The organism is Ruegeria sp. ABV4_181 (assembly GCF_056158465.1).
This window is the reverse complement of sequence record NZ_JBSWTI010000002.1, coordinates 1,116,038-1,129,750: the sequence shown is the minus strand read 5'-3', so window position 1 is coordinate 1,129,750 and position 13,713 is coordinate 1,116,038. Positions and strand designations below refer to the sequence as shown.

At 56.5% G+C, this 13,713-nt stretch carries 19 protein-coding genes; 3 read left to right on the top strand and 16 right to left on the bottom strand.

All coding sequences use genetic code 11. The features are described from left to right. Positions 1–4 precede the first annotated feature (4 nt). Positions 5–211, bottom strand: coding sequence for a 50S ribosomal protein L29 (gene rpmC, locus ACXAC3_RS05655; RefSeq protein WP_010437082.1), 207 nt, complete (start codon positions 209–211; stop codon positions 5–7). A gap of 284 nt (positions 212–495) precedes the next feature. On the opposite strand from rpmC, the gene ACXAC3_RS05650 reads away from it, so the two are divergent. Continuing rightward, positions 496–867, top strand: a complete 372-nt coding sequence (locus ACXAC3_RS05650) for a hypothetical protein (protein ID WP_475157800.1) — start codon at positions 496–498, stop codon at positions 865–867. Positions 868–879: 12 nt separating this feature from the next. On the opposite strand, the gene ACXAC3_RS05645 is transcribed toward ACXAC3_RS05650, so the two are convergent. From ACXAC3_RS05645 to rplB, 6 genes are all read right to left on the bottom strand, one after another. Next, the gene (locus ACXAC3_RS05645) at positions 880–1,500 is read right to left on the bottom strand and encodes a 2OG-Fe(II) oxygenase family protein (protein ID WP_475157799.1); all 621 of its coding nucleotides are present in this window, start codon (positions 1,498–1,500) and stop codon (positions 880–882) included. Positions 1,501–1,736: 236 nt separating this feature from the next. Beyond that, a complete protein-coding gene (gene rplP, locus ACXAC3_RS05640; protein WP_475157798.1) occupies positions 1,737–2,150 on the bottom strand; it encodes a 50S ribosomal protein L16 in 414 nt (137 codons plus the stop codon). 12 nt (positions 2,151–2,162) lie between these two features. Further along, a complete protein-coding gene (gene rpsC / locus ACXAC3_RS05635; RefSeq protein ID WP_008758042.1) occupies positions 2,163–2,873 on the bottom strand; it encodes a 30S ribosomal protein S3 in 711 nt (236 codons plus the stop codon). Beyond that, positions 2,873–3,253 carry a 50S ribosomal protein L22 gene (rplV, locus tag ACXAC3_RS05630; RefSeq protein ID WP_039538267.1) on the bottom strand — a complete coding sequence of 127 codons (381 nt, stop codon included), beginning with the start codon at positions 3,251–3,253 and terminating at the stop codon, positions 2,873–2,875. Before rplV ends, rpsC begins: the two co-directional genes overlap by 1 nt. Before the next feature lie 3 nt (positions 3,254–3,256). Next, complete coding sequence (gene rpsS / locus ACXAC3_RS05625; protein ID WP_005980699.1) at positions 3,257–3,535, bottom strand: 30S ribosomal protein S19; 279 nt, start codon at positions 3,533–3,535, stop codon at positions 3,257–3,259. Between the two features lie 3 nt (positions 3,536–3,538). Beyond that, entirely contained in the window at positions 3,539–4,381 is an 843-nt protein-coding gene (gene rplB, locus ACXAC3_RS05620) for a 50S ribosomal protein L2 (RefSeq protein WP_170356688.1), read from the bottom strand. A 289-nt stretch (positions 4,382–4,670) separates the two neighbouring features. On the opposite strand from rplB, the gene ACXAC3_RS05615 reads away from it, so the two are divergent. Beyond that, positions 4,671–5,435: a phage minor head protein gene (locus tag ACXAC3_RS05615; RefSeq protein ID WP_475157797.1), complete on the top strand. Its 765-nt coding sequence runs from the start codon at positions 4,671–4,673 to the stop codon at positions 5,433–5,435. A gap of 1 nt (position 5,436) precedes the next feature. Beyond that, a complete protein-coding gene (locus tag ACXAC3_RS05610) occupies positions 5,437–5,967 on the top strand; it encodes a hypothetical protein (protein WP_475157796.1) in 531 nt (176 codons plus the stop codon). A gap of 59 nt (positions 5,968–6,026) precedes the next feature. On the opposite strand, the gene ACXAC3_RS05605 is transcribed toward ACXAC3_RS05610, so the two are convergent. The 9 genes from ACXAC3_RS05605 to rpsL form a co-directional block, all read right to left on the bottom strand. After that, positions 6,027–6,323 carry a 50S ribosomal protein L23 gene (locus ACXAC3_RS05605; protein ID WP_008757532.1) on the bottom strand — a complete coding sequence of 99 codons (297 nt, stop codon included), beginning with the start codon at positions 6,321–6,323 and terminating at the stop codon, positions 6,027–6,029. Further along, positions 6,320–6,937: a 50S ribosomal protein L4 gene (gene rplD / locus ACXAC3_RS05600; protein WP_475157795.1), complete on the bottom strand. Its 618-nt coding sequence runs from the start codon at positions 6,935–6,937 to the stop codon at positions 6,320–6,322. Before rplD ends, ACXAC3_RS05605 begins: the two co-directional genes overlap by 4 nt. Next, the gene (gene rplC / locus ACXAC3_RS05595; protein WP_170334115.1) at positions 6,934–7,659 is read right to left on the bottom strand and encodes a 50S ribosomal protein L3; all 726 of its coding nucleotides are present in this window, start codon (positions 7,657–7,659) and stop codon (positions 6,934–6,936) included. The genes rplD and rplC overlap by 4 nt, the downstream gene beginning before the upstream one ends. Positions 7,660–7,677: 18 nt before the next feature. Continuing rightward, positions 7,678–7,992, bottom strand: coding sequence for a 30S ribosomal protein S10 (gene rpsJ / locus ACXAC3_RS05590; protein WP_008756422.1), 315 nt, complete (start codon positions 7,990–7,992; stop codon positions 7,678–7,680). A gap of 102 nt (positions 7,993–8,094) precedes the next feature. Further along, positions 8,095–9,192, bottom strand: coding sequence for a hypothetical protein (locus ACXAC3_RS05585; protein ID WP_475157794.1), 1,098 nt, complete (start codon positions 9,190–9,192; stop codon positions 8,095–8,097). Positions 9,193–9,439: 247 nt separating this feature from the next. Beyond that, positions 9,440–10,615 carry an elongation factor Tu gene (gene tuf / locus ACXAC3_RS05580; RefSeq protein ID WP_170337277.1) on the bottom strand — a complete coding sequence of 392 codons (1,176 nt, stop codon included), beginning with the start codon at positions 10,613–10,615 and terminating at the stop codon, positions 9,440–9,442. A gap of 60 nt (positions 10,616–10,675) precedes the next feature. Beyond that, positions 10,676–12,793, bottom strand: a complete 2,118-nt coding sequence (gene fusA / locus ACXAC3_RS05575; RefSeq protein ID WP_475157793.1) for an elongation factor G — start codon at positions 12,791–12,793, stop codon at positions 10,676–10,678. A gap of 18 nt (positions 12,794–12,811) precedes the next feature. Beyond that, positions 12,812–13,282 (bottom strand): 30S ribosomal protein S7, encoded by a 471-nt coding sequence (rpsG, locus tag ACXAC3_RS05570; protein WP_039529242.1) that lies wholly within the window; start codon positions 13,280–13,282, stop codon positions 12,812–12,814. 15 nt (positions 13,283–13,297) lie between these two features. After that, entirely contained in the window at positions 13,298–13,669 is a 372-nt protein-coding gene (gene rpsL, locus ACXAC3_RS05565; protein ID WP_005621086.1) for a 30S ribosomal protein S12, read from the bottom strand. Positions 13,670–13,713: the final 44 nt, after the last annotated feature.

The following is a 13,713-nucleotide window of genomic DNA, read 5'->3' as shown; positions in this document are numbered from 1 at the left end:
CAGATTACTCCTCGGATGCCGCAGCAGCGGCCTTTTCGTTCAGAATGGTTTTGACGCGGGCAGCATTGCGGCGGGCCGCTTTGATGCCGGCTGTGTTTTCCAGCTGACCGGTTGCCTGTTGAAAGCGCAGGTTAAAGCTTTCTTTCTTCAGGTTGGCCAGTTCCTCGCGGAGCTGGTCCGGGGTCTTGTCACGCAATTCTTGGGCGTTCATCGCCTTTTTCCTTTGCTCAAAACACCAGAAGGCCCCCTGACAGGGTCACCTTGGACCTGGTGGATGAATGATAGACATACGAATCGCCCGACAACGCCGGGAGACCGCAGGATGCCGCCGTATAAGGGTTTGGGGGGTGGGTGGCAAGAGGAAGTTTCCAGGACCATAAGAACAGGCGATTTCAATCGCTACACTAATGGGCCCAAAGAGGGAGGTTGTTGCAGGAACGGCCCGATCCGACGTAGCATTATGGTCTGTTTTATTAGCTATTGGATGAGGTTCTTATGAAACGCTCAGGACTTACTCTTATTACTTTTGCAACGCTGACGGCGGCAACAGCTGTTAAAGCCGCGCCCGACGGAAACTGGACGCTTACAATCAACTCCAGCAGACCCTGGCAAATGGACATATCAGTTCAGGACAATACACCGCAGGTACTTGCTGCCCATGGCATTACACCTGAAGGAATCTCCGTTCGAAAAGTTACCGACGACCGGCTTCAGTTCGATGCGGTGATCTCGAAACAAAACAGTTGCTCTTCGGGAAGCGTTATGAAGTTCGACCTTAAATTCAAAAATGGCGTTTACAGGTCCGGCTCAGTCAACGGGAACTGTATAGGCTATCCACGGTTTCGTGCGCGCGTCACTGCGAAGTAGCCACTGTCGCAGCTATTCCCATTTGTAATTAAAGCTGACACTGATCCGCTCTTCCTCGGACATGTTCATCGGTACCTCGTGGCGCAGCCAGCTTTCCCAGAGCAGCACATCACCCACCTGAGGTTTCATATAGATGAAAGGCTGCAAATCGCGCCGCCCGCCTTTGATCCGTGTCGGCGCGGCCATCATGCGGCCCGAGCGGGGGTCTTCCAGTTTCAGCGCGCTCGCCCCTTCCGGCATCGCCACATATGTTGTGCCCGAGATCACGCTGTGCGGGTGAAGATGACTTGAGTGCATCCCGCCTTCGGGCAGGATGTTGATCCACAGGTCCTCGAGCTTCAACTCGCCCTCGCCCAGATCAAATTCCAGATCCTTGGCAAAGGCTGCGACGTGTTGATCCAGCGCCGTGACCAGATCAGCGAAAATCGGGAACCGCCAGGGCAGATCGGTCAGCGAGGCATAACTGGTGTAACCGGGATAGCCGTTTTCCTCGCACCACTCCTGCCCGGCCTCATCATCCTCGGCAATAACAAGGCAGGAGCTTTCCAGTTCGTCCGGGTCGATCTTAGGACCGAACTCGGACAAAGAGGCACGATACAGGCGAGTTACGAAGAGTGATTCAATCTTTGGCATGAGGTCGTCTTAAACCAGCCGCGCGGCGAAGGCGATGGCTGTTTTGCGAGGCTCTGCCTCGCGCTCCGAGGTATTTTCAGCCAGATGAATTGAGGATCCGCTGCTTCATCTGGCTCCAAATACCTCGGGGGAGTCGCAGCTTGCTGCGGCGGGGGCAGAGCCCCCAAACAATGAACCCCCGCCGGTATCCCGACAGGGGTCAATCTTTTAGCGAACGGGGTAGCCCCCCCAATCGCTTACCAGTCTTCGCGAACCACGACGCAAGTCTTGATCGGCAGCTTCATCGCGGCCAGGCGCAGGGCCTCGCGGGCGATGTCGTCATTGACGCCGTCGATCTCGAACATCACGCGGCCAGGCTTGACTTTGCAGGCCCAGCGGTCGACCGAACCTTTACCTTTACCCATACGAACTTCGATCGGCTTTGCAGTGACCGGAGTGTCGGGGAAGATGCGGATCCAGACGCGGCCCTGACGCTTCATGTGACGCGTCATGGCACGACGTGCAGCTTCGATCTGGCGTGCAGTTACACGCTCAGGCTCAAGAGCTTTCAGGCCGTAGGTGCCAAAGTTCAGATCAGAGCCGCCCTTGGCGAGACCCTTGATCCGGCCTTTGTGCATCTTGCGGAATTTAGTACGCTTTGGTTGAAGCATATCTTTCCCTCCTTAGCGACGACCGCCACCAGCACCACGAGGTGCAGGGCCGTCCTGGAGTTCCTGTGCTTTACGGTCACGTGCCTGCGGATCGTGCTCCATGATCTCACCTTTGAAGATCCAGACCTTGATCCCGATGATCCCGTAAGGAGTCATCGCTTCGGCATGTGCGTAATCGATGTCGGCGCGCAGGGTGTGCAGAGGCACGCGGCCTTCGCGGTACCACTCGGTCCGTGCGATTTCGGCGCCGCCCAGACGACCCGCGACGTTCACCCGGATACCCAGGGCGCCCATGCGCATGGCGTTCTGAACAGACCGCTTCATCGCGCGGCGGAACGAGACGCGGCGCTCCAGCTGCTGAGCGATGGACTCGGCAACCAGCTGCGCGTCAAGCTCGGGCTTGCGCACTTCGACGATGTTCAGGTGCAGTTCGCTGTCGGTCATACGCGCAAGCTTTTTGCGCAGAACTTCGATGTCTGCACCTTTCTTGCCGATGATGACACCGGGACGAGCCGTGTGGATCGTAACGCGGCACTTCTTGTGCGGACGTTCGATGATCACACGGGCAACACCGGCCTGCTTGCACTCTTTGTTGATGAACTCACGGATTTTGAGGTCTTCCAGCAGAAGATCACCGTAGTCCTTGGTGTCGGCGTACCAGCGGCTGTCCCAGGTGCGGTTGACCTGCAGGCGCATGCCGATCGGATTTACTTTATGACCCATTAGGCTTGCTCCTCAACTTGACGCACCTTGATGGTGATCTCCGAGAACGGCTTCATGATCTTGCCGAAACGGCCACGGGCACGCGGACGACCGCGCTTCATGACCAGGTTCTTGCCAACCCATGCTTCGGCGACGATCAACTCGTCAACGTCCAGGTTGTGGTTGTTTTCGGCATTCGCGATTGCGGACTGCAGGCACTTTTTGACGTCCTGCGCGACACGCTTGTTGCTGAAAGTCAGGTCGGTCAGAGCCTTCTCAACTTTCTTGCCGCGGATCATTTGCGCAACCAGGTTCAGTTTCTGCGGGCTGGTGCGAAGCATGCGGGTTTTCGCCATTGCTTCGTTTTCAGCCACGCGGCGGGGGTTCTTTTCCTTGCCCATGACTTACTTCCGCTTCGCTTTTTTGTCTGCGGCGTGGCCATAATAGGTGCGGGTCGGCGAGTATTCACCGAACTTCTGACCGATCATGTCTTCCGAGACGTTGACGGGGATATGCTTCTGGCCGTTGTACACACCAAAGGTCAGACCCACGAACTGGGGCAGAATGGTGGAACGACGCGACCAGATTTTGATGACTTCGTTGCGGCCCGACTCGCGCGCTGCTTCGGCTTTTTTCAGCACGTAAGCATCGACGAAAGGACCCTTCCAAACAGAGCGAGACATAGATTAACGTCCCTTCTTCTTGGCGTGCCGCGAGCGGATGATCAGCTTCTGGGACGCTTTGTTCTTGTTGCGGGTACGCTTACCCTTGGTGTCCTTACCCCACGGAGTAACCGGTGTACGGCCACCCGAGGTACGACCTTCACCACCACCGTGCGGGTGATCGATCGGGTTCATTGCAACACCACGAACCGACGGACGCACGCCCTTGTGGCGCATACGACCGGCTTTACCGAGGTTTTGGTTGCTGTTGTCGGGGTTGGACACGGCACCAACGGTGGCCATGCATTCCTGACGGACCATGCGCAGCTCGCCCGAGCTCAGACGGATCTGAGCGTAGCCGCCATCGCGACCAACGAACTGAGCGTAAGTACCGGCCGCACGTGCGATCTGACCGCCTTTACCAGGCTTCATCTCGATGTTGTGGACGATGGTACCGATCGGCATGCCCGAGAACGGCATTGCGTTGCCCGGCTTGATGTCAGCTTTTGCCGACGCGATGACTTTGTCACCAACAGCCAGACGCTGCGGAGCCAGGATATATGCCTGCTCGCCGTCTTCGTATTTTACCAGTGCGATGAATGCGGTCCGGTTCGGGTCATATTCGATCCGCTCGACGGTTGCCGCGACATCAAATTTGTTCCGTTTGAAGTCAACGATCCGGTAGAGACGCTTTGCGCCACCGCCGCGGCGGCGTGAAGTGATCCGTCCGGTGTTGTTCCGGCCGCCCGACTTGGTCAAACCCTCTGTGAGAGACTTGACCGGACGTCCTTTCCAAAGCTCCGAACGGTCGATCAGCACCAGCCCGCGCTGGCCCGGCGTCGTCGGCTTGTACGACTTGAGTGCCATGCTTTCTGTCTTCCGTTTAGCAAGTGCAGGGAGTTTCCCCGCTATGTGATAGGCCCCCGTAGGTGCCAAGGGTATAGGGCCCCGAAGGTCCCCGGTTTCAAATATCAGAGGCCCCGGAACGAATCCGAGGCCGCAAGATTGGGAGCGTGTAACAGGGTTGGGGGTGGGTGTCTATAGGGTGGAGCGCCTATTTTGATCAACCGAACAAAAAGCACATCGCCCTCACTGTTTCTATTTTCTTAACCAACCACTCACAATTTCTTGGCAAACTTTCGCCGGGACACACACCATGATCATCGACCAAAACGCATACCGGAAAGCCTTCGATACCTACCTAAGAAAAGGCACCCCAATTGAGCTTTCGATTAAACAGAACAAATCGACAGGCTACTATATCTGGCGAACCCGCGGCGACAACAAAGTACGTTCATCTCATGCCGCCCATGATGGTAAGGTTTTTGCCTGGAACAACCCGCCTTCTACCGGTCATTCCGGTGAAGGGTTTGGATGTCGGTGCAAAGCTGAACCATATGATCCAGCCGTAAGTGAATCCCTTAATATGTATATGATAGGTGTGACCGACACTGGCAGACCATGGACCAACCGCGACTTCATCAATCACTACAGACACGGCAACGGTTCATCTATCAGGGTGCGAGATATTGGCCACCTCCAAAAAATCGTTAACGAATACTGGGGCACCGTCTCAAATCGACTGATTGGCCAAATTGCAGATGCCGCGCGTATACAAACATCTGGTCAATTCTCTTACCCGTTCACAAATATCTATCAGATGCAGCACATTGTATTCAGTATTGGGCACACGACAATCGAAGGGGAAGCAAAGGGTCGAGTCGCTTTTCAGAAGGACGGTACCCTTCGCATAAGTGGTGATTGCGACTTTGAACTTGCCGACGAATTTGCCGATCCATTGGATATAGGAATTGAACTGCCGGGAGGCACCCCATACCCAATTGTAGACAGCTGGTCAGCGCGAATGTCAGGCACGGTAATCGCCGACAGAAACAAAAGCTGGATTCGTTTCGATGGCTAATATGAGTACAGTCTTCTCACGGATGACCACAGGCGCAAGATACCTCCTTCTGACACTCAGTGCGCTTTTGATCTTTTTAGTGATGGCGTATTCGGTTCTGTTTCTGCGCCACCGAATAGCAGAATTTGGAACTTGTGTGCGCCTGCCTAACGGCGTGATTGTCTCCTATCAGGCTTTGTTTGATCTCTCTCAGCCCTTTGGAACTCCAGTTCCGGTCGTCCGGGACCCGGACTTTCAAATTTTATCTGTCGGCAACGATGAAAGACTCTTTTTTTCAAAGACAACGGCTTTTTGGGTGGATATCGATGATCGTCGGGGCTCAGCGACCGGCCTTATCTTCCGACCAGATGTTGGCCTTGTCCATCGCACCGAGAACCCGGCTTTGTTCTCTGAGTTGGTCGACCACGCCGGAGAGTGGCTTGAACAAGGTAAGCGGCTTAATAACACCAATGTTCTAGGTGTACTTTATGCTCTCAAGGATGACCCCGAGTACCAAGCGCCTTCCTGCCAGGTGCCTTTGTTCATTTGGTAAAAACAAAAAAAACCCCCGCTTGCGCGGGGGCCTTTATCTCTCTCCAAAGACAGGTTCGATCAGAGACCGGTGGACACGTCGATGGTGTTACCCTCTTCCAGGGTCACATATGCTTTTTTGACGTCTTTGCGACGGCCCAGCTGGCCGCGGAACCGCTTGACCTTGCCTTTGGTCACGGTGGTGTTCACCGCTTTGACCTTCACACCAAACAGCGCCTCGACGGCCTCTTTGATCTGCGGCTTGTTGCTGTCGATCGCCACTTCAAAGACAACCGCGCCGTTCTCAGAGGCCATGGTCGACTTTTCAGTGATGATCGGCTTGCGGATCACGTCGTAGTGTTCTGCCTTCGCGCTCATTTCAGACGAGCCTCCAGTGCTTCGACAGCCGCTTTGGTGAGCACCAGGGTGTCACGCTTGAGGATGTCATAGACGTTTGCGCCCATCGACGGCAGGATATCCAGACCTTCGATGTTCTTGGACGCTTTCAGGAACCCTTCGTTCACGGTCGCGCCGTCGATGACCAGAGCGCGTTTCCAGCCCAGGTTTGCAACCTGTTTGGCCAGAGCGGCGGTCTTGCCTTCGGCTTCGGCGCTCTCGATCACAACCAGTTCACCTGCCTTGGCTTTCGCCGACAGAGCGTGGCGCAGGCCAAGCTTGCGGAACTTCTTCGGCAGGTCGTGGCCGTGCGAACGAGGGGTCGGGCCCTTGTAGATACCACCCTTGCGGAAGATCGGCGCGTTGCGGTCACCATGGCGTGCGCCACCGGTGCCCTTCTGGCGATAGATCTTCTTGGTCGAGTAGCTGGTTTCCGAGCGGGTCTTGACCTTGTGGGTGCCAGCCTGCGCGTTGTTACGCTGCCAACGGACCACACGGTGCAGGATGTCCGCACGCGGCTCGAGACCGAACAGATCGGCGTTCAGCTCGATGTCGCCGGCTTTGCCGCCGTCCAGTTTGATTACATCAAGTTTCATGCTTCACCACCTTCCGCGGGAGCTTCTTCCGCAGGTGCTTCGGTTGCAGCCGATTTCACAGCAGCCGGGAAAGGCAGGCCTTCCGGTGCTTTCTTCTTGACGGCGTCCTTGACGGTGACCCAGCCCGATTTCGGTCCGGGAACGGCGCCTTTGATGAAGACCAGACCACGGTCGGCGTCGGTTTTGACGACTTCCAGGTTCTGGGTGGTGACACGGGCAGCACCCATGTGACCGGCCATCTTCTTGCCTTTGAACACCTTGCCCGGGTCCTGACACTGACCGGTCGAACCGTGCGAACGGTGGCTGATCGAAACACCGTGCGAGGCGCGCAGACCACCGAAGTTGTGGCGCTTCATTGCACCAGCAAAGCCTTTACCGATCGAGGTGCCCGAAACGTCAACCTTCTGACCTTCCAGGAAGTGTTCTGCCGAAATTTCGGCACCCACATCAATCAGGCCGTCTTCGGAGACGCGGAACTCGGCCAGCTTGCGCTTGGGCTCAACCTTTGCAGCGGCATAGTGACCGCGCATGGCCTTCGAGGTGCGTTTTGCCTTGGCAGCACCGGCGCCCAGCTGAACGGCGGTGTAGCCGTCTTTGTCAGCGGTGCGCTGTGCAACAACCTGCAGGTTGTCCAGGTGAAGAACGGTCACAGGGATCTGCTTGCCGTCTTCCATGAACAGGCGGGTCATGCCAACTTTTTTTGCGATAATGCCAGAGCGCATAATCTATACCCTCCGATCTTACGACTGCAGCTTGATCTCGACGTCCACACCAGCAGCGAGGTCGAGCTTCATCAGCGCGTCAACGGTCTGGGGGGTCGGATCAACGATGTCGAGCAGACGCTTGTGCGTACGGATCTCGAACTGGTCGCGGGATTTCTTGTCAACGTGAGGGCCACGGAGAACCGTGAACTTCTCAATCTTGTTCGGCAGCGGGATCGGGCCGCGCACGTTCGCGCCGGTCCGCTTGGCAGTGTTGACGATCTCTTGCGTGCTGGCATCCAGAACGCGATAGTCAAATGCCTTCAGCCGAATACGGATGTTTTGGCTTTGCATAGATACAGCCTTTTATCAGGCGTTGAGGTTGAGAGGAGGACAGACGCGCATCGCCAACCCTCTTCGAACCCAAAAGGCGGGAATCACCCCGCCTTGATGTTCTTAGTGAGAACTCGCGCGTATTAGTTGGGTTGGTGAGGTTTGGCAAGGGGGTTCGTGTTCAATGCAGAGATTGGGAGAAATCGAGAGGTTTATGTCCGTGTTTTCTTCCTTGCTGAGCTTCCAAAGAACAGCTCGATTTCCGTTTTCTCCAGTTGAAGAACCAACCACAGAAAGTCCGTCGGCGCTGATGCCGCGTGCTTTGCTAGAGATATAGCCGTTATCATCCGGCAAACGTCCAAGTAGATTTATCTGCCCTTCGACATTGAGAATATAGGCCAAACGAGTCCCAGAAAACTCCAATTGACCGACGATTGATTGATCCAGTCGGCTAACAGCGGCAGCATCAGTTTTTTTGACATTTTTGATATTTCCGAAAAGGAAGCTATCGCCCGAAGCAGACCAATAGAACCCTTTGCTTTTGCTCCCGGAACCGGCTTCCCCAACGATCACTGAGCCATCCGGAGATACGCCATGCGGATACCGCAAAACTTGATCTTGAATCGGATCAAGTAGTGTCAACTCTTCTTGTTCAGTCCATTTGAATGCGTTTGCTCCGACGCGCCCAACCACCGTTTGACCATCACCGCTTACACCCAGTGCAGCAACGTTATTGTAGGTATCTTCCGCACCAATCTTCTCAATTCCTCGTTCTTGGGTCCAGCGAAATGCACGACGGCCCCTTGGACCATCAATGTGTCCTACGATCACGGTCCCGTCTGCATTGGCTGCGCTCGCACCATATTCTGGTCGGCACACATTGGGTTCCAAGCTGACCATACCCGTTTCCTCTGTCCAGCGAAACGCTTGCCAGCCGGCGGAACTGTGGCTTTTTCCAACAATGACTGAGCCGTCGGCACTTATGTCAGTAGCGCTGCTTTCTTTACCTCCGGGCAGAGTTCCCAAACTGACCATTCCCCGCTCGGCGGTCCAGAAAAAGGCCCGCTCTCCTTCAGAAGAACCGCTCACTCCAACGACTATTGAACCATCGTCGCTTAGGGCTTTCGCGAAGCTAAAATCGCCGCCTTCCAACACCCCAAGGTCACAAATAACCGCATTTTCCAATGTTCCGTCTGCAGGCTCAACACAAACCGTTGACATGCGGGAATCCGCGAGGACGGGCAAACCTGAACTCAATAGTATTATCGTGGTGATAAATCGAAAGCACCTTATCATGGTTTTGAAGCCTGCTTTTTGTTAGGGCACAAATTTCTAACTGAAGTGGATATGTGTCTTTGTCAAAGCAACAAAAAGGCCGCCCCGAGGGAGCGGCCTTCTTTAGTTCGACGGTGTGGGCTCTCATTGCTCCTAGCGGAGCAACTGCCGCCCACCAGTCGGCAAAGCCGACTTACTCGATGATTTTCGACACAACACCAGCGCCGACGGTGCGGCCGCCTTCGCGGATGGCGAAGCGCAGGCCGTCTTCCATCGCGATGGGTGCGATCAGCTCGACGGTGAAGCCGACGTTGTCGCCGGGCATGACCATCTCGGTGCCAGCCGCCAGGGTCACGGTGCCGGTCACGTCCGTGGTCCGGAAGTAGAACTGCGGACGGTAGTTCGCGAAGAACGGGGTGTGACGACCGCCTTCTTCCTTGGTCAGGATGTAGGCTTCGGCTTCGAACTTGGTGTGCGGTGTCACCGAACCCGGCTTACACAGAACCTGGCCACGCTCAACGCCGTCACGGTCGATACCGCGCAGCAGGGCGCCGATGTTGTCGCCCGCTTCACCGCGATCCAGCAGCTTGCGGAACATCTCAACACCGGTGCAGGTGGTTTTCTGAGTGTCGCGGATGCCGACGATTTCGATCTCGTCGCCAACATTGATCACGCCACGCTCGACACGACCGGTCACAACGGTACCACGGCCCGAGATCGAGAACACGTCTTCGACCGGCATCAGGAACGGCTTGTCAACTTCACGCTCAGGGGTGTCGATGTAGTCATCAACCGCCGCCATCAGTTCCTTGATCTTCTCTTCGCCGATTTCCGGGTTGTTGCCTTCCATCGCCGCCAGAGCCGACCCTGCGATGATCGGAACATCGTCGCCGGGATAGTCGTAGCTGGACAGCAGCTCGCGCACTTCCATCTCAACCAGTTCCAGCAGCTCTTCGTCGTCAACCTGGTCCACTTTGTTCATGAACACGACCATCTTCGGGATGCCAACCTGGCGGCCCAGCAGGATGTGCTCGCGGGTCTGCGGCATCGGGCCGTCAGCGGCGTTCACAACCAGGATCGCGCCGTCCATCTGCGCGGCACCGGTGATCATGTTCTTGACGTAGTCGGCGTGACCGGGGCAGTCGACATGCGCATAGTGGCGGTTGTCGGTCTCGTATTCCACGTGGGCGGTCGAGATGGTGATGCCGCGGGCCTTCTCTTCAGGCGCGCCGTCAATCTGGTCATACGCTTTGAAGTCACCGAAATACTTGGTGATTGCTGCGGTCAGCGTGGTCTTGCCGTGGTCAACGTGGCCAATCGTGCCGATGTTGACGTGCGGTTTTGTACGCTCAAACTTTTCCTTTGCCATGATGGCCTCCTTTGTCGGTAATGAAGGGAGCCCGCTAACCGAGCTCCCTCAAATCTTCGCTTATGCGTATTTCGCCTGGATCTCGTCCGAGATGTTCTGCGGAACCGGATCGTAATGGTCGAACTGCATGGTGAACTGGGCACGGCCCGACGACATCGAACGCAGAGTGTTGATGTAGCCGAACATGTTTGCCAGCGGAACGAATGCGTCAATCGCGATGGCGTTGCCGCGCGGTTCCTGACCAGACACCTGGCCCCGACGCGAGGTCAGGTCGCCGATGATACCGCCGGTGTACTCTTCCGGGGTGATCACTTCGACCTTCATGATCGGTTCCAGCAGCTTCGCGCCGGCTTTGCGCATGCCTTCACGCATACACATCCGCGATGCGATTTCGAACGCCAGAACGCTCGAGTCAACGTCGTGGAACTTACCGTCCAGCAGGGCAACCTTGAAGTCGATCACTGGGAAGCCAGCCAGCGGGCCGCTGTCCATGACCGAGTTGATGCCTTTTTCGACACCCGGGATGTATTCCTTCGGAACGGCACCACCAACGATGCGGCTCTCGAACGAATAGCCTTCGCCCGGCTCGGTCGGCTGGATCTCCAGCTTGACTTCCGCGAACTGACCCGAACCACCCGACTGTTTCTTGTGGGTGTAGGTGTGCTCAACCGGCATCGAGATGGTTTCACGGTATGCCACCTGAGGTGCACCGATGTTCGCTTCAACCTTGAACTCGCGCTTCAGACGGTCCACCAGGATGTCCAGGTGAAGTTCGCCCATGCCCTTCATGATGGTCTGACCGGATTCCAGGTCAGTTTCCACGCGGAAGGACGGGTCTTCGGCGGCCAGACGGGCCAGACCTTGCGACATCTTCTCCTGGTCGCCCTTGGTTTTGGGCTCAACCGCGATCTCGATCACCGGATCGGGGAAGGTCATGGTTTCCAGAACCACCGGATCCTTCGCGTCACACAGGGTGTCACCGGTGGTGGTGTCTTTCAGACCCGCCAGCGCGATGATGTCGCCTGCAAACGCTTCTTCGATCTCTTCCCGGTTGTTCGAGTGCATCATCATCATACGACCGATGCGCTCTTTCTTGCCTTTGGTCGAGTTCAGGATCGAGTCACCCTTGTTCATGGTGCCCGAGTAGATCCGGGTGAAGGTCAGGGAACCAACGAAGGGGTCGTTCATGATTTTGAACGCAAGACCCGAGAAGGCCATGTCGTCGTCCGCACGACGTGCGATGTCACGAACTTCTTCCTCGTCGCCGGGTTTGAAGCCCATGTAATCGACAACGTCCAGCGGGCTGGGCAGATAGTCGATCACAGCGTTGAGCAGCGGCTGAACGCCTTTGTTCTTGAACGCCGAACCACCCAGAACCGGAACGAACGCGATTTCCAGAGTACCTTTACGCAGCAGGGCGCGCAGGGTCGGAACGTCGGGTTCATTGCCTTCCAGGTATTCCATCATCGCGTCGTCGTCCATTTCGACGGCCGCTTCGATCATCTTGCCGCGCCATTCGTCAGCCATGTCTTTCAGGCTGTCGCGGATGGGGGCTTTGATCCAGCTTGCGCCCAGATCTTCGCCCTGCCACAGCCACTCTTCCATGGTGACCAGGTCGATCAGACCTTCCAGCTCGGACTCGGCGCCAATCGGAATACCAACCGGAACAGCGCGTGCGCCGGTGCGGTCTTCGATCATGTTGACGCAGTTGAAGAAGTCTGCGCCGATCTTGTCCATCTTGTTGACGAAAACCATGCGCGGAACCTTGTAGCGGTCAGCCTGACGCCACACGGTTTCGGTTTGGGGCTCAACACCGGCGTTTGCGTCCAGAACGCAGACGGCACCGTCGAGAACCGCCAGCGAGCGTTCGACTTCGATGGTGAAGTCAACGTGGCCGGGGGTGTCGATGATGTTCAGGCGGTGCTTGGGGGTATCGGCGGTCTTACCGTCTTCGGTGCGCTCCCAGAAGGTGGTGGTCGCAGCCGAGGTGATGGTGATGCCGCGTTCCTGCTCCTGCTCCATCCAGTCCATGGTGGCTGCACCATCGTGCACCTCACCGATGTTGTGGGATTTACCAGTGTAATACAGGATACGCTCCGAGCAGGTGGTTTTACCTGCATCGATGTGCGCCATGATACCGAAGTTACGGTATAGTTCGAGAGGATATTCGCGTGACATTTGTCTAAGCCTCTGGGATTACCAACGGTAATGGCTGAAGGCTTTGTTCGCCTCGGCCATCTTGTGGGTGTCTTCGCGTTTCTTGACGGCAGTACCGCGGGACTGAACGGCGTCCAGCAGCTCGCCTGCAAGGCGCTCTTCCATGGTGTTTTCGTTGCGGCCGCGCGCAGCAGTGATCAGCCAGCGGATGGCCAGTGCTTCGCGGCGCTCGGGCCGGACTTCGACCGGAACCTGATAGGTTGCACCACCAACCCGGCGCGAGCGAACTTCGACCGACGGTTTGATGTTGTCGAGCGCTTCGTGGAACACTTCGACCGGGGCGCGTTTGATCTTGTTTTCAACGCGGTCAAAGGCGTTGTAGACGATGCGCTCAGCGACCGACTTCTTGCCGTCGATCATCAGGTTGTTCATGAATTTGGTCAGAACCTTATCGCCAAATTTGGCGTCAGGCAGGACTTCGCGTTTTTCGGCGGCGTGACGACGTGACATATCAGCCTCTCCTTCTTACTTGGGACGCTTCGCGCCGTATTTCGAACGACGTTGCTTACGATCTTTGACGCCCTGAGTATCCAGAACACCGCGCAGGATGTGGTAACGCACACCGGGAAGGTCTTTTACACGGCCGCCACGGATCAGAACAACCGAGTGTTCCTGCAGGTTGTGGCTTTCACCGGGGATGTACGAGATGACCTCGAACCCGTTGGTCAGGCGCACCTTGGCAACCTTACGCATAGCGGAGTTCGGTTTCTTCGGTGTGGTGGTGTACACGCGGGTGCAGACGCCGCGCTTCTGCGGGCACTGCTCCAGGTGCATGGACTTCGAGCGTTTTACTTTGGGCTGCCGCGGCTTGCGGATCAGCTGTTGAATAGTTGGCATTCCGGTTCTTTCCCCGTTTTGCAACACACATGACATGCACGCGG